General features: G+C 64.9%; 13 protein-coding genes. 5 read left to right on the top strand and 8 right to left on the bottom strand.

The window, feature by feature from the left end; translation table 11 throughout:
• Positions 1-66: 66 nt before the first annotated feature.
• Positions 67-1,899: a bifunctional isocitrate dehydrogenase kinase/phosphatase gene (gene aceK, locus VRZ08_RS11315; protein WP_414532594.1), complete on the bottom strand. Its 1,833-nt coding sequence runs from the start codon at positions 1,897-1,899 to the stop codon at positions 67-69.
• Between the two features lie 274 nt (positions 1,900-2,173).
• The gene (locus VRZ08_RS11310; RefSeq protein ID WP_414532593.1) at positions 2,174-3,025 is read right to left on the bottom strand and encodes an alpha/beta fold hydrolase; all 852 of its coding nucleotides are present in this window, start codon (positions 3,023-3,025) and stop codon (positions 2,174-2,176) included.
• Between the two features lie 219 nt (positions 3,026-3,244).
• Between VRZ08_RS11310 and VRZ08_RS11305 the strand changes: the two genes are divergently transcribed.
• From VRZ08_RS11305 to VRZ08_RS11295, 3 genes are read left to right on the top strand one after another with little or no spacing between them, the layout of a single operon-like run.
• Positions 3,245-4,417, top strand: coding sequence for a DNA cytosine methyltransferase (locus VRZ08_RS11305; protein ID WP_414532592.1), 1,173 nt, complete (start codon positions 3,245-3,247; stop codon positions 4,415-4,417).
• Positions 4,414-4,830 (top strand): very short patch repair endonuclease, encoded by a 417-nt coding sequence (locus VRZ08_RS11300; RefSeq protein ID WP_414532591.1) that lies wholly within the window; start codon positions 4,414-4,416, stop codon positions 4,828-4,830. The genes VRZ08_RS11305 and VRZ08_RS11300 overlap by 4 nt, the downstream gene beginning before the upstream one ends.
• Positions 4,831-4,834: 4 nt before the next feature.
• Positions 4,835-5,656, top strand: a complete 822-nt coding sequence (locus tag VRZ08_RS11295) for a hypothetical protein (protein WP_414532590.1) — start codon at positions 4,835-4,837, stop codon at positions 5,654-5,656.
• A gap of 6 nt (positions 5,657-5,662) precedes the next feature.
• On the opposite strand, the gene lepA is transcribed toward VRZ08_RS11295, so the two are convergent.
• Positions 5,663-7,474 carry a translation elongation factor 4 gene (gene lepA, locus VRZ08_RS11290; RefSeq protein WP_107342585.1) on the bottom strand — a complete coding sequence of 604 codons (1,812 nt, stop codon included), beginning with the start codon at positions 7,472-7,474 and terminating at the stop codon, positions 5,663-5,665.
• A 144-nt stretch (positions 7,475-7,618) separates the two neighbouring features.
• Between lepA and VRZ08_RS11285 the strand changes: the two genes are divergently transcribed.
• The gene (locus VRZ08_RS11285; RefSeq protein WP_414532589.1) at positions 7,619-9,157 is read left to right on the top strand and encodes a glycosyltransferase family 39 protein; all 1,539 of its coding nucleotides are present in this window, start codon (positions 7,619-7,621) and stop codon (positions 9,155-9,157) included.
• 51 nt (positions 9,158-9,208) lie between these two features.
• On the opposite strand, the gene VRZ08_RS11280 is transcribed toward VRZ08_RS11285, so the two are convergent.
• The 5 genes from VRZ08_RS11280 to VRZ08_RS11260 all read right to left on the bottom strand — a co-directional run bounded on the left by VRZ08_RS11280 (position 9,209) and on the right by VRZ08_RS11260 (position 13,199).
• The gene (locus VRZ08_RS11280) at positions 9,209-9,541 is read right to left on the bottom strand and encodes an HPr family phosphocarrier protein (RefSeq protein WP_012494088.1); all 333 of its coding nucleotides are present in this window, start codon (positions 9,539-9,541) and stop codon (positions 9,209-9,211) included.
• Positions 9,538-9,939: a PTS sugar transporter subunit IIA gene (locus tag VRZ08_RS11275; protein WP_011155923.1), complete on the bottom strand. Its 402-nt coding sequence runs from the start codon at positions 9,937-9,939 to the stop codon at positions 9,538-9,540. Before VRZ08_RS11275 ends, VRZ08_RS11280 begins: the two co-directional genes overlap by 4 nt.
• Positions 9,940-10,126: 187 nt before the next feature.
• A complete protein-coding gene (locus VRZ08_RS11270; RefSeq protein ID WP_414532588.1) occupies positions 10,127-10,594 on the bottom strand; it encodes an HPr kinase/phosphorylase in 468 nt (155 codons plus the stop codon).
• Entirely contained in the window at positions 10,591-12,393 is a 1,803-nt protein-coding gene (locus VRZ08_RS11265) for a stimulus-sensing domain-containing protein (RefSeq protein WP_414532587.1), read from the bottom strand. The genes VRZ08_RS11270 and VRZ08_RS11265 overlap by 4 nt, the downstream gene beginning before the upstream one ends.
• A gap of 104 nt (positions 12,394-12,497) precedes the next feature.
• On the bottom strand, positions 12,498-13,199 hold the full coding sequence (locus VRZ08_RS11260) for a response regulator transcription factor (protein ID WP_011155926.1): 702 nt from the start codon (positions 13,197-13,199) through the stop codon (positions 12,498-12,500).
• A gap of 233 nt (positions 13,200-13,432) precedes the next feature.
• On the opposite strand from VRZ08_RS11260, the gene VRZ08_RS11255 reads away from it, so the two are divergent.
• Positions 13,433-14,167 carry a HugZ family protein gene (locus VRZ08_RS11255; RefSeq protein ID WP_164572003.1) on the top strand — a complete coding sequence of 245 codons (735 nt, stop codon included), beginning with the start codon at positions 13,433-13,435 and terminating at the stop codon, positions 14,165-14,167.
• Positions 14,168-14,201 lie beyond the last annotated feature (34 nt).

Here is a 14,201-nt window from a genome sequence, read left to right as displayed (position 1 = left end):
CAGCCTCGAACAGGTAGAGACCGCGCCGATGTTCGGCAAGGGCCGGGACGGCTGCGGCGCGCGCGCTTACCGCCGCAGCCGCCGCGACGCCGGATAATTCATCACCTTCGGCACCTTGCCGTCGCGAAGCGCCTGCTGCATGCCTTCCCAATAATCAGCCTGCATCAGCTCCGGATGGGCGTCGCGGAAGGCCCGTCGCAGGCCGGGGTCATCGATCCGCAGCCCCTCCAGCATCTCCTGCGGCCTGAACACCATGCCATTGTCGAATTCACCCGGCGCCGCACCGTCACGGCTCACGGTGACCGAGGTCAGCGGCTCCACCGCGTCGTAGTCGAACAGATAGACTTTGCGGATGCGGCTGACGCCGTAATTGCGACCGTCGAGATCCTTGTTGAAGATATCGGCCGCGGCGTTGTTCTTGATGCAGTCGCCGAGATTGATCACCGCGGCGCGGGATTCGGCTGCGGATGCGTTGGCGAGATACAGCGGCAGCGGCGTCAGTTTGATCTGCACGATCAGGTGCCGGAACACCAGCGCGCCGCGATCGAGCGTCACCGTGCCGATTCCGGCCTCCAGCAGCTCGTCGAGCAGCTCGGGTGCGAACATCGTGCGGTCGAGCTTGACGTTGGAGTAGATGATGTTGTCGAGCATCGATCCGGCGCGGTCGATCTCATGCACGAGATTGTATTTGCGCAGCACCTCGTCGAGGCCGTCGAAGTAATCGAATTTATAGTCGTCGGTCGGATGGTCGCGGATGATCTTCAGCACATAGGCCGACGACGGCATCGTGAAGGCGATCGCCACCGTGCCCTTGAAGCCCGGTGCGGTGGCGAGCTTTTCCTTGGTCTTGCGATGTTCGGCCAGGATCTCGGTCATCACCGCGACCTTGCCGAGGTGATGGAAGCCGATGCACGAATATTGCGTGCCGAGCGGCCGCTTCGGCATCAGCTCATGGAGCAGCCGGGCAAGCTCGTGATAGCGCGGGTTGGTGGCGTGATAGTTCGCCAGCGTCGACGAGAACGCATATTGCAGCTCGTCGCTGTCGGTCAGCACCGCATCGACGACCAGCCCGTCCTTCTCGTTGAGCAGAGCGATCAGCAGCGGCAGGTTGCGCATCGGCATGTCGCCGCGGTCGCGCAGTTTGATCCGGCCAACTAGGCAGGCGCCGCGATTGCGGAAGAAGCCGGAGTCGGCGATCTCGATTTTGACCGGCTCGCCGGGACGCGGGCTGAGCGGCTCCAGCGCCGTCTCGATTGCCTGCGCGGCAAGTGCGGCGTCACCGCCGCGATCGCGCCATGGCACGCGGAAGCCGGCGTCGCCGAGAATCCCGGCGATCACTTCGGCGGTGATCGGCAACGTAGTGGTGGTCGTCTTCAGCACCGCGGCGGGCGAAGTGGTGCGCCGTGCGGTGGCGCCGGCGTCATAGGACACCGGCCGCCATTCGTCGCTCACCAGCTTGCGGCGGAGCGACTGCCAGAACGCGAAGGCGAAGTCCGCCTCATAGCGGCCCTCGATCGCGGCGAGCAGTTCGGCCTCGGCGGTCGGCCACAGCTGCTCGTCGGTCGTCAGCTCCGGCAGCCCGGCTTTCAACAGCGGCACCAGCTGGTCGATGCAGGCGGTGTACAGCCCGATCCGGATCTTCGACAGCCGCACCGTCACCGGCCAATCGCGCGCCTCGAACGCCGCCTGCGCCAGCGCCGGAATCCGCCGCGATACCGAGTAGTAGTTGTCGAACGCCGACAGCACCACGCGCGCCAGCAGGCGCGCCTGATCGTCGGGATCGTCGGTGCGGTACAGCGCGTCGAGCAGGTCGAAATCGGGCTCGGCGATCCGCGTGGCGTGCTCGATCTCGGCGGCGCCGAGCGGCCGGGCGCGGGTGTGGGAAATGGTGGCGGTCATTGCGTCGGGGTCAGGGCATCTCGTCAGGTCGCGCCTCCGGCTGCCTGTCCGGACCGGCCGCCCAGCCGGCCACCGGACCGAACCACCGGGGCGATTGCGCCATCATGGGAGGCTTTCGCCCCTCCAAGCGTGATCTGACGCAAAACACCCCCCGCCGAAAGACGGATGCGACAATCTGTCGGGGCGGGAAGGCTTGGGGCCGTGAGGTCTGGTGGACCGAGATTGGACCATCAGCGGGCGAGGCGGAGAACGACGTCGCCCGCGTCAACCTCTCTCATGGCTGCGCGGGTGGCGGAGCGACGGAGGCGTTCGGCTCGATCTTCGGCGTCACGGTCTCGTTGGTTTCGAAGAACGTCAGCGCGGCGGCTGAGAAGCCTTCTGGAGTCTCGTACATCAGATGGTGCGTTGCGCCCTTGAACTGGACCAACCACGCTCCGGGAATCGCGGCGGCGATCGTCTTCGAGCTGTCGGTGCCCACCACGTTGTCGGCGGTGCCGACCAGCAGCATCACCTGATTGTCGATCGACGGCAGCTTATCCAGCGGGGTCTTCCAATGGGTGGTCGCCTCGACCTGCCGGGCCACGATCGGGTCGGCCGGCACCCTTCCGTGCAGCGCCTTGGCGACGTTGCTGCCGTCGGTCGAGGTGGCGTGGATCAGCGCCTTGTTGAACCGGTCTGGATACTGCAGCAGCAATTGCTGGGTAATCGTGCTGCCCATCGAATAGCCGAGCACATCGCTGCGCTTGACGCCGAGCGCGTCGAGCAGGCCTATCACGTCGGCGGCGAACAACGGATAGCTGAAGGTGGTGTCGTTCGCGGTCGTGTGACCCATGCCACGATTGTCCATCAGGATCAGCTGATGGGTCTTCGACAGTGCCTCGACCACCTGGGGCGGCCAGTTCTCGGCGGTGCCGCCGAGCCCCATGATCATCACCATCGGCGCGCCCTGGCCGATCAGCTTGTAGCCGATCGAGATGCCGTTGGCGTCGACTTGGTAGATGGTATGACCGCCCGCGTCCTTGCCGATCGCTTTGCCGGCCGGTGCGATGGGGTCGGCGAGGGCGGAGGTTGTGGTGATAAGCAGCGCATAAGCGCCAGAAACCAGAAACTTACTCAGCTTCGCCATCCCACCCACCTCGCAGCGCCTCGAATCGCCGTCACTTAGCAGCCCTTCGGATCGCTGTCCTTGAGCCTGCGCGGATGCTCGCCGTCTGGAAGGGCGCTCCGCGCTTACATCACCTTCGGCCCGAAGACGTTGTTCTCTTCGAATCGTCGATCGGTCGGAAGCCAGCCAAAGCGGCTTGCAAAACGCGAACGATTCGGGAACATTGGTCGAGAGGGGATCATGAAAGTTGCGGGACTTTTCGCCGGCGTCGGAGGCCTTGAGCTCGGTTTGCATCGAGCGGGGCACGACACGCTCGTATTCTCTGAAATTTGGGAGCCCGCGGGCGCCGTGCTCGAAGGGCGTTTCGGTGGTGTGCCCAACGTCGGCGACGTTGCAGGTTTGAAGTCACTGCCCGCTGGTGTTGACCTTATGACCGCGGGCTTTCCTTGCCAGGATCTTAGCCAAGCTGGAAAGACGGCCGGAATCAAGGGACGGAAGTCGGGCTTGGTCAGTCACGTCTTCCGGCTGATCGACCGCAGCCGGCCGAAATGGGTTCTGCTGGAAAATGTCTCCTTCATGTTGCGCCTCGACGCGGGCAGCGCCATGACCCGCCTGGTCACCGAATTTGAACAGCGTGGCTATCGCTGGGCCTATCGCGTGGTGAATTCGCTCAGCTTCTTGCCGCATCGCCGCGCACGCGTGTTCTTCCTGGCGAGCCTAGAAGGGGACCCTGCCGATGTCCTTTTGGTCGATGACGCGGAGCCAGCGGAGCTGCAGACCAATCTGCAGAGCCACGCCCACGGGTTCTATTGGACCGAGGGAACGCGCGGCTTGGGATGGGGGCCGGACTGCGTGCCGACCCTCAAAAACGGATCAACCATCGGTATCCCGTCGCCGCCGGCGATCCTGCTGACCAACGGCGAGATCGTCACGCCTGATATTCGTGATGCAGAGCGGCTCCAGGGCTTGCCCGCGGACTGGACGAAGCCGGCGGCGCAAGTTACGCGAGCGTCTTTCCGGTGGTCATTGGTCGGTAACGCCGTGAGCACTCCGGTAGCTGCTTGGATCGGCAAGCGTCTGGTCAAACCTGGTCGATTCGATCCAGCGCGCGATGGCGCTGTTGTCGTGAAGGGAAATTGGCCGAAGGCTGCCCGATCTGACGGCGAGGTTCGGCGCGAGGTGATGATTTCCGAGTTTCCGAAATGGGCCAAGCGGGAAAGCCTGCAAGATTTCCTGCGTCATCAACCAAATCTGCTGTCGGCACGCGCGACGGCGGGCTTTCTGTCGCGGATCGAAAAGAGCAGTCTGCGGTTCGTGCCCGGCTTCAAGGACAAGGTTCGCGCGCATCTTGAGCATATACGAGCAATCGACTCATTCGTCGAACCGAGTCGTTTGCTCGTCGCGGCGGAATGACGTCTCCCGGCTGTCAAAGGCCTACGGACCCGGCACGCTCCGCATTGATGCGGCGCGTCCGTCAGACAGGTACCAAGGGCGAAGACGAGGTGGCTGCGATCCTCCGTCAATCCGGTTTGCGTTTTCGCCGCAACGTCAAATCGTTGCCTGGGTCGCCTGATTTCGCCAACAAGACCAACCAATGGGCGATATTCGTCCATGGGTGCTTCTGGCATCGTCACGAAGGGTGTCGTCGCACCACGACGCCGACCCGAAATCGGGATTTCTGGCTCGCCAAGTTCGCGGCTAATGTGAACCGAGACAAAATCAAAGCGCGATTGCTGCGCGCGATGGGGTTCAAGGTTTTGACGATCTGGGAGTGCGAAACACGCAATCCCTCCAATGTACGCCGCCGGCTGCAAAGGTTGCGATAACTCCATGGCAAAGACCAAGAAGATTGCGAGAAAATTCGCGACCGGTCAGGCGAACCTTTTGGAGAATTCGATCCAGCGCGAGCTCGATTGGGCCGGCGACCGGAGCGTCGTCGAGAAAGGATCGGCGACCGACAAGAAAAACTACGCCGAGGGACTCTCGCGTGCGTTGTCGCAGCGCTTCGCCGACGCGCTTCGAAAGTCTTTCGACGGCATTTTGCCCGACGCCGATGGATTCGGCCAAGAGTCGAAGGCGCGAACCGGCAAGGGTTTGAAGAAGCTGGACGTGAACTATTCCACCGTGGAATTGGGGCTCGGCCTCGGCGTATCGATCAAGACCATCAATTTCCGTGACGCCAAGACGAAGCGCTATACGAAGAACTACACACGAGTCGATAACGAGCTCCGAGCCGAAGCCGCGGACTACCACGAGCGACAGCCGTATGCGGTGCTGTGCGCGGTGGTGTTCATTCCGCTCGACTCTTGCGACGACGGAGGAAGTGCGCCGTCCAGTTTCGGCCAAGCCGTCCAAATCTTTCGCTACCGGGCGGGGCGCGAAAAACCGGTCGACGACGCGACGCTGTTCGAGCGGATTCTTGTCGGTCTTTACGATGCAGGCTCACCCTGCTTCGGAACAACCGGGTTCTTCGACGTGATGGACGCGCCGCCACGAACCGGACGTCCTTCTGCGCTAATGACCTTCGAGCAAGCGATCGATAAGATCGTCGAGGCGTACGACGCACGCAACAAATCCGCCTTCAAATGGGCGGAGGGCGAAACCGAAATATTGGCCGCGCCCGAGGCAGAGGACGACGAGGACGAAACGTAACGGCCCTCAACTATCCACCTTCAGCGCGGCGATGAAGGCTTCCTGCGGGATGTCGACCTTGCCGAACTGCCGCATCTTCTTCTTGCCCTCCTTCTGCTTCTCCAGAAGTTTGCGCTTTCGGGTGATGTCGCCGCCGTAGCACTTGGCGGTGACGTCCTTGCGCAGGGCGCGGACGGTTTCGCGGGCGATCACCTTGCCGCCGATCGCCGCCTGGATCGGGATCTGGAACATGTGCGGCGGGATCAGCTCTTTCATCTTCTCGACCATGGCGCGGCCGCGGCCTTCGGCGCGGGTGCGGTGCACCAGCATCGACAGCGCGTCGACCGGCTCGGCATTGACCAGGATCTGCATCTTCACCAAGTCGGCCGGCTTATAGTCGGTGAGGTGATAGTCGAACGAGGCGTAGCCCTTCGATACGCTCTTGAGCCGGTCGTAGAAGTCGAACACCACTTCGTTGAGCGGCAGGTCGTACTTCACCATCGCGCGGGCGCCGACGTAGGTCAGCTCTTTCTGATTGCCGCGGCGGTCCTGGCACAGCTTCAGCACGGAGCCGAGATACTCGTCCGGTGTCAGGATCGTGGCCTCGATCCACGGCTCCTGGATTTCGGCGATCTTGACCACGTCCGGCATGTCGACCGGATTGTGGATCTCCATCTCGGTGCCGTCGGTGAGCTTCATCTTGTAGATCACGCTCGGCGCGGTCGCGATCAGATCGAGGTCGAATTCGCGGCTGAGCCGCTCCTGGATGATCTCCAGATGCAGCAGGCCAAGGAAGCCGCAGCGGAAGCCGAAGCCGAGCGCGGCCGAGGTCTCCATCTCGAACGAGAAGCTGGCGTCGTTCAGTCGCAGCTTGCCCATCGCGGCGCGCAACGTTTCGAAATCGTCGGCGTCGACCGGGAACAGGCCGCAGAACACCACCGGCACGGCGGGCTTGAAGCCCGGCAGCATGTCGGTGACCGGCTTCTTGTCATCGGTGATGGTATCGCCGACCCGGGTGTCGGCGACCTCCTTGATGGCCGCGGTGATGAAGCCGACCTCGCCGGGGCCGAGTTCTTCGACATTGACCATCTTGGGCGTGAAGTAGCCGACGCGCTCGACGTCGTAGGCGGCTCCGGTGCCCATCATCCGGATCCGCTGGCCCTTCTTGAGCACGCCATCGACCACGCGCACCAGCACCACGACGCCGAGATAGACGTCGTACCAGCTATCGACCAGCAGCGCTTTCAGGGTGGCGTCGCGATCGCCCTTCGGCGGCGGCAGACGCTTGACGATCGCCTCCAGCACGTCGGGGATGCCGAGGCCGGTCTTGGCCGAGATCATCACCGCGTCTGAGGCGTCCAGGCCGATCACGTCCTCGATCTGCTGCTTGATCTTCTCGGGCTCGGCCGCCGGCAGGTCGACCTTGTTGAGCACCGGGACGATTTCGTGATTGGCGTCGAGCGCGTGATAGACGTTGGCCAGCGTCTGAGCTTCGACACCCTGCGAGGCGTCGACCACCAGCAGCGAACCCTCGCACGCCGCCAGCGACCGCGACACTTCGTAGGCGAAGTCGACGTGGCCGGGCGTGTCCATCAGATTGAAGATGTAGTCCTTGCCGTCCTGTGCCCGGTAGGTCAGGCGCACGGTCTGCGCCTTGATGGTGATGCCGCGCTCGCGCTCGATGTCCATCGAGTCCAGCACCTGCTCCTTGCCGGCCATTTCGCGGTCGCTGAGCGCGCCGGTCATCTGGATCAGACGGTCGGCGAGCGTCGACTTGCCATGGTCGATATGGGCGACGATGGAGAAGTTGCGGATATTATCGATGGGGGCGGTTGTCATGGCGGCCAGATAGCATCGCGACTCAGGCCCGGCAAGGCGAACGGAAGCCGCAACCTCCCGAAAAACCGCCAGTTTTGCCGCGCTTGACGTGGCCGGCGGAAGCGGATGATGTCCGCCGCGCTACGCCTCAAGCCCAGGGCCCGGATGTCCTCTCCCTCTACCCCCCGCCGCCCCTTCGCTCCACTGACGCGCTGGCTCGATGCCCTGCTCGATCCCAAGCGGCAGGAGCTTACCGTTATCTGGACGCTGCTCGCCTATATGGCGGTGTGGACCGCGTACCGGATCATTGCCACCTGGCCGCGTGACCTGCACGCCGACGAGACCGAGCTGTATGGCTGGTCGCGGCATCTGGCGCTCGGCACCGACAAGCACCCGCCGTTCTCGGCCTGGGTGGCGCGCGCCTGGTTCACGCTGGTTCCGCCGTCCGATCTGTCGGTCCACCTGCTGGCGACCGCCAATATCGCGCTGACGCTGTACATCGCCTGGCGGACGATGCGGCGCTACATGGACGCCGAGAAGTCGCTGTTCGGCTTGGCGCTGCTGACGCTGATCCCGTTCTTCAATTTCATCGCGCTGAAATACAACGCCAATGCGGTGCTGCTGCCGCTGTGGGCGCTCACCATCCATTGCTTTTTGCGGGCGCTGGAGAGTCGTGCGGCGCTGTGGGGGGCGCTGGCGGGGGTGTTTGCTGGCGCCTCGATGCTGGGCAAATACTGGTCGATCGTGCTGGTCGTCGCGCTGGGGCTGGCGGCGCTGATCGATCCGCGGCGCGGCCGGTTGTTCGCCTCACCGGCGCCGTGGCTGATGATCCTGTGCGGCGGCCTGGTGCTGGGGCCGCACGTCTGGTGGCTGGCCGCCCACGGCTTTCCGACCTTCGCCTATGCGGCCGCGCACGAGTCGGCGGATTTGGCCGATAACCTGCGGGACACACTGACCTATCTGCCCGGCGCCGTCGCCTATGCGGCGGTCGCGCTGATCACCTCCGCGGTAGTACTGCGGCCGTCCCGCGCGGCGCTCGCCGACATCGCATGGCCCGCCGAGCCCGAGCGGCGCACCATCCTGCTGATTCAGCTGCTGCTGATCGTGGCGCCGATGCCGGTGGCGCTCGTCACCGGCATCCGCATCGTGCCGCTGTGGGCGATGCCGGCCTACACGCTGCTGCCGGTCGTGCTGCTGGCCTCGCCGCTGATCGCGGTCGGGCGCGAGGCGGTGCGACGCGGGTTGATCGTCGCCTCCGCGGTGTCGCTCGGTTCGCTGGCGCTGTCGCCGGTGGTGGCGCTGGTGATCCACCTCAGCGATCCGCCGGGACCGTTCGAATACGCCTCGCTGCTCGCCGACCACGTCGACCGCGAATGGCGCCGGCACAGCGACGAGGCGGTGCCGCTGGTCGCCGGCGAAACCGTGCTGGCCGAGAATACCGCGTTCTACCTCCGCACCGACACGCTGGGCTTCGAAACCGCCGACCTCGCTGCGCTGAAGCAGCGGGCTGCGGCGCGTGGCGCCGTGCTGGTGTGCCCGGCCGAGGACAAGGGCTGTATCGCGACCGCCGAGCAGATTATCGCCGGCCAGCCGCAGATCCTGCGCGGCAAGGTGTGGCTGAGCCGGCCGCTGTTCGGACAGCCGGGCGGTCGGGTCAGCGACGTGTTCTTCCTGGTGCTGCCGTCGGGGGCGACCGCGAAATAGCGGGGAGTTGCCGCCGGCGTGGCGGCTCGGCCAGCCGGCGTGGCGGCGGCGCTATTCTTCTTCGCCGAACTTCGAGCCCATCAGCTCGGTGATCGCATCCAGCGCCTGGCGCGCTTCGGGGCCGCTGGCCGAGACGGTGACGGTGGTGCCGATCCCCGCCGCCAGCATCATCAGGCCCATGATCGAGGTACCGCCGACGGTCTCGCCGTTGCGGGTGACCCAGACCTCGGCATTGAAGCGCTCGGCCATCTGCACGAACTTCGCCGAGGCCCGCGCATGCAGGCCGCGCTTGTTGATGACCGGGATCTCACGGGAAATCTTATCGCCGGAAGCGCCGGAGGCTTGGTCCGGTCCGGAACCGGGCTGAGGCGCGTCGATCGTCATTTACCGGCCAATACCCGACTGGCGATGGTGACATATTTGCGCCCGGCCTCCTGGGCCAGCGCAATCGCCTCCGGCAGCGAGCGTTCCTCGCGGACTTTGGCGAGCTTCACCAGCATGGGCAAATTAATGCCGGCAAGCACTTCGACTTTCGGCCGGCTCATGCAGGAAATCGCCAGGTTGGACGGCGTGCCCCCGAACATGTCGGTCAGGATCGCGACGCCCTCGCCGCTGTCGACGCGGTTGACCGCCTCGATGATGTCGCTGCGGCACAGATCGGCGTCGTCCTCGGCGCCAATCGTGACGGCTTCGATTTGTTGCTGTGGCCCCATCACGTGTTCCAGCGCTGCCTTGAACTCGTCGGCGAGGCGCCCGTGGGTCACAAGTACCAGACCAATCATCGGAAACTCCTCGCGGGTGCTTGTGGTGCACCGCGCGAACCGGTCACTTTGACCATCCAGAGCCCCTATGCAAGGGGGTCTTCGCGATTCTCCGTCGAAGGCAAGGCGCTGAGGAGCTGCGGCGGGGCCGTTCAGTGACGATTGTGTGGCTGATATAGTTACCAAATCGCTGCGAACAAACCTCCAATCAAGCGTCCTCCTCCGCGGCGTCGGTTGTTGTCAGCGCCGCCACTACCAGGGGTAGTGGATCGTAGCCGGCTCCGACCGGAACCCGCGGCAATTGGACGCCGCCGATTTCGGTCAGCAACGAGGCCGCCTCCGGCATGCGCGACGCATCCGCGGCGTCCAGATCGACCACCAGACCAGCGACCGCGCAGGCGGCCGAAGCCGTCCGCCGCAGGCCGAGACCGCGGATTTCGATCATGCCGGCGAGCTCAGGCACCTGCCGAACCGTCACCCGTCCCTGGTCCGGTTCCATGAAGACACGGTCGTCGCCAATAAGTTCCACCGGCGGGATCTGGCCGGCACGGCCGGCGAGGATCAGCGCCCAGGCCAGCCGTGACTTGCCGGAGCCGGACGGGCCGCGAATCACCACCGCCAGGTCCCCGACCTTCACGGCGGAGGCATGGACGGTGCGCGGCGCAGCTTCGGTCATGTCGCCGGCAGCCGGACGATGAAGCGGGCGCCGGCGATGGTCGGCTCGCCGTCCTCGCCGCGCGGGCCGACCCGGTTCTCAGCCCAGATCTTGCCGCCATGGGCTTCGACGATCTGCTTGGAGATCGACAGGCCGAGGCCCGAATTCTGGCCGAAGCCCTGGTGCGGCCGGTCGGTGTAGAAGCGCTCGAAGATCTTCTCGAACGCGTCGTCGCGAATGCCGGGGCCCTCGTCCTCGACGATGATCTCGATCTCGGTCTTGCGGCGGCGACACAGGATGCGGACCTTGCCGCCTTCGCGCGAGAACGACTGCGCGTTCGACAGCAGGTTGGAGATCACCTGGCCGAGCCGGGAGTCGTGGCCGGGCACCGAGAACTGATCGGCCGCCGGGCCGTCGAATTTCACCTCGACCAGCGCGTTGTGGCCGAGCCGGGTCTCGTTGGCGACCAGCGTCAGCGTCGTCAGCAGCCGGCGCAGGTCGACCTGCGCGGCGTCCTGGCGCTGCAATTCGGCGTCGAGGCGGCTGGCGTCGGAGATGTCCGAGATCAGCCGGTCGAGCCGTTTGACATCGTGTTCGATCACGCTGAGCAGCCGCGCCCGGCTGTTGTCGGTCTTGGCCAGCGGCAGCGTTTCCACCGCCGAGCGCAGCGACGTCAGCGGGTTCTTCAATTCGTGGCTGACGTCGGCGGCGAACCGCTCGATCGCCTCGATGCGGTTGTAGAGCGAGTCCGTCATGTCGCGCAGCGCGCCGGACAGATGCCCGATCTCGTCGCGGCGCTTGGTGAAATCCGGGATCTCGACGCGGGCGCGGATGCGGCGGCGGACCCGCTCGGCGGCATCGGCGAGACGGCGCACCGGGCCGGCGATGGTCGAGGCCAGCAGCACCGACAGCACGAACATCACCACGGCGGCGACGCCGAACACTTTGAGGATCGCGAGCCGCTCGGCGGTGACCATCTGGTCGATGTCGTCGCCCTGGGTCGACAGCATCAGCGAGCCGTAGATCGCGCGGAAGCGCTGCACCGGCACCGACACCGAGACGATCACTTCGCCGCGGTCGTTGATGCGCACCATGCTGCTCTTCTGGCCTTTGAGCGACTGTGCGACTTCCTGATAGCCGTTGCCGTTCTCCGGCCCGAGCTCGCGATATAGCGGCAGGTCGCCGCGATTGAACCAGGTGCGGATCGCGATCATCGCACGCTCGACGATGCCGGGCTTCTCGGCGGTCGGCGGCGGCAGCTCGAACCGCATCACGTCGCCGCGGCCATACAGGCTGCGGCTGTCGAGGATCAGCACGCCGTCGCGATCGTAGATCCGGGCGCGGGTCTTGGTCGGCGAGATCAGCCGCCGCAGCACCGGCGCGACGCGCTCCGGATTGATCGGGAAATCCAGCACCGCATATTCGTCCGGCGGGCCGTAGCTCTCGCCGGGCTTGAGGTCGAGCAGCCGGTCGGGGTCGATGGTGATGGTGTTGGTTTCGACCGTCGCCGAGGCGGCGATCGCGCCGGCGATGATTTCGGCCTGCACCAGCAGGCTCTGGGCGCGGGCGTCGATCAGTCCGGCGCGGAATTGCGACAGGTACAGAATGCTGGTCGACAGCGCGAGCAGGCCGGCGAGGTTCAGCGACAGAATCCGCCGCGTCAGGCTCGAGAAGCTGAGCGTGAAGAAGAACTGACCGGTGCGGCGCACCCAGTCGAGCGGCCGCGGCCAACGGCGGCCGTGCACCGGAGTCTCGTCGCGCACCGAGGAGTCGTCCTCGGTGTCGCGGACATCTGGATCAGGCGAGGTGCGATCTAGCAATGGCCATCAGCCCGATGGTTACCGACACGCGCCAAGCGCGCGTCGCGGATTGTAGCGCAATGCAGCGACATCGTCAGCCGCAGCGCCGGCGACATGCCGCCCGATCAGATTTCCTTGAAACGATAGCCGACGCCGTACAGCGTCTCGATCATCTCGAACTCGTCGTCGACCGCCTTGAACTTCTTGCGCAGCCGCTTGATGTGGCTGTCGATGGTTCGGTCGTCGACATAGACCTGGTCGTCATAGGCCGCGTCCATCAAGGCATTGCGGCTCTTCACCACGCCGGGTCGGGTCGCCAGGGCCTGCAGGATCAGGAATTCGGTGACCGTCAGCGTCACCGGCTCGTTCTTCCAGGTGCAGGTATGGCGCTCCGGGTCCATCCGCAGCGGGCCGCGGTCGAGCGCCTTGGCGTCGTTCTCCTTCGGAGCCGCCGCCGGGTCCTTCGGCGCCGAGCGCCGCAGCACGGCCTTGACGCGCTCCACCAGCAGCCGCTGCGAGAACGGCTTCCGGATGAAATCGTCGGCGCCCATCTTCAGGCCGAACAGCTCGTCGATCTCCTCGTCCTTGGAGGTGAGGAAGATCACCGGCAGGTCGGACTTCTGCCGCAGCCGGCGCAGCGTTTCCATGCCATCCATCCGCGGCATCTTGATGTCGAGGATGGCAAGGTCGGGCGGCGTGGTCCGGAAGCCGTCGAGCGCCGAGGCGCCGTCGGTATAGGTCATGATCCGGTAGCCTTCGGCTTCCAGCGCGATCGAGACCGAAGTCAGAATGTTGCGGTCGTCGTCGACCAAAGCGATTGTAGGCATGAGGCTTCTTTCCGAAACGGCGTGGCGAGACAGCGAAACGATTCGGCGATCCGCGGTGTGAGGTGGCCCAGAAAGCACAGTCAACGAGCAATGCAAGCTGGGCTGAAATGTGGCCGGTTCCGAATTCGCGCGATCGGGCCAAGCCGGCCCTGATATATGCCGGTTTTTCGGGCTGCAAAGGGCCCAACCTGCCAATCCTTGGCAGGAACTGAACTCCAATCGACAGGTGTTCGATGCAGCCGACCCCCGATTTCAGCGCCCCCAAGCTCGCCAAATCGCTGCTGCGCCGCCGCCGCGAGGGCGCGCTGGCGACCCTGATGGAGAAAGACGGTGCGCCGTATTGCTCACTGGTCAATCTCGCCAGCCATCCTGACGGCTCGCCGCTGCTGCTGATCTCCCGCCTTGCGATCCATACCCGCAACGTCCTGGCCGACCCGCGGGTATCGCTGATGCTGGATGAGCGCAGTGCCGGCGACCCGCTCGAGGGTGCGCGGATCATGTTGGTCGGCAAGGTCGTTGCGGCGCGCCCCGACGAGCTGCCGCTGTGGCGGCGGCGGTATCTCGCGGCGCATCCCGGGGCAGAGGGCTACATCGACTTCGCCGACTTCTCGCTGTTCAAGATCGAGAGCTCGGGGCTGCATCTGGTGGCCGGGTTCGGCCGCATCCTCGACCTTTCGCCCGACCGTTACTTGACCGACCTGACCGGCGCAGAGGCGCTGCTCGAGGTCGAGGCTTCGGCGGTCGAGCACATCAATGCCGATCATCCAGATACAATGAAGTTGTACGCAACTCAGCTACTCGGCGCCGGCGAAGCCGACTGGCGCTGCACCGGCATCGACCCCGAAGGTCTCGATCTGCAATGTGAGCGTGCGACCCTGCGGCTCGACTTTCCATCTCGCGTGGAAAACTCTGTTGCATTGCGGGACATGCTGAAACGCATGGCTGACATTGCCCGCAAAACGGAATGACTTGAGCCAGCGCAATGTCGCTCGGCGGTAAACG

It is taken from the genome of Rhodopseudomonas sp. G2_2311 (assembly GCF_047501505.1).
In the GTDB taxonomy this organism is placed as follows: domain Bacteria; phylum Pseudomonadota; class Alphaproteobacteria; order Rhizobiales; family Xanthobacteraceae; genus Rhodopseudomonas; species Rhodopseudomonas palustris_H.
Note: the sequence above shows the minus strand (reverse complement) of the source record. Positions and strands in the feature narration are given on the sequence as shown.

What these genes read in the sequence shown, in the direction of transcription:
- aceK (WP_414532594.1), bottom strand. Translation starts at nt 1,899, where the DNA reads ATGACCGCCACCATTTCCCACACCCGCGCCCGGCCGCTCGGCGCCGCC.
- VRZ08_RS11310 (WP_414532593.1), bottom strand. Translation starts at nt 3,025, where the DNA reads ATGGCGAAGCTGAGTAAGTTTCTGGTTTCTGGCGCTTATGCGCTGCTT.
- VRZ08_RS11305 (WP_414532592.1), top strand. Translation starts at nt 3,245, where the DNA reads ATGAAAGTTGCGGGACTTTTCGCCGGCGTCGGAGGCCTTGAGCTCGGT.
- VRZ08_RS11300 (WP_414532591.1), top strand. Translation starts at nt 4,414, where the DNA reads ATGACGTCTCCCGGCTGTCAAAGGCCTACGGACCCGGCACGCTCCGCA.
- VRZ08_RS11295 (WP_414532590.1), top strand. Translation starts at nt 4,835, where the DNA reads ATGGCAAAGACCAAGAAGATTGCGAGAAAATTCGCGACCGGTCAGGCG.
- lepA (WP_107342585.1), bottom strand. Translation starts at nt 7,474, where the DNA reads ATGACAACCGCCCCCATCGATAATATCCGCAACTTCTCCATCGTCGCC.
- VRZ08_RS11285 (WP_414532589.1), top strand. Translation starts at nt 7,619, where the DNA reads ATGTCCTCTCCCTCTACCCCCCGCCGCCCCTTCGCTCCACTGACGCGC.
- VRZ08_RS11280 (WP_012494088.1), bottom strand. Translation starts at nt 9,541, where the DNA reads ATGACGATCGACGCGCCTCAGCCCGGTTCCGGACCGGACCAAGCCTCC.
- VRZ08_RS11275 (WP_011155923.1), bottom strand. Translation starts at nt 9,939, where the DNA reads ATGATTGGTCTGGTACTTGTGACCCACGGGCGCCTCGCCGACGAGTTC.
- VRZ08_RS11270 (WP_414532588.1), bottom strand. Translation starts at nt 10,594, where the DNA reads ATGACCGAAGCTGCGCCGCGCACCGTCCATGCCTCCGCCGTGAAGGTC.
- VRZ08_RS11260 (WP_011155926.1), bottom strand. Translation starts at nt 13,199, where the DNA reads ATGCCTACAATCGCTTTGGTCGACGACGACCGCAACATTCTGACTTCG.
- VRZ08_RS11255 (WP_164572003.1), top strand. Translation starts at nt 13,433, where the DNA reads ATGCAGCCGACCCCCGATTTCAGCGCCCCCAAGCTCGCCAAATCGCTG.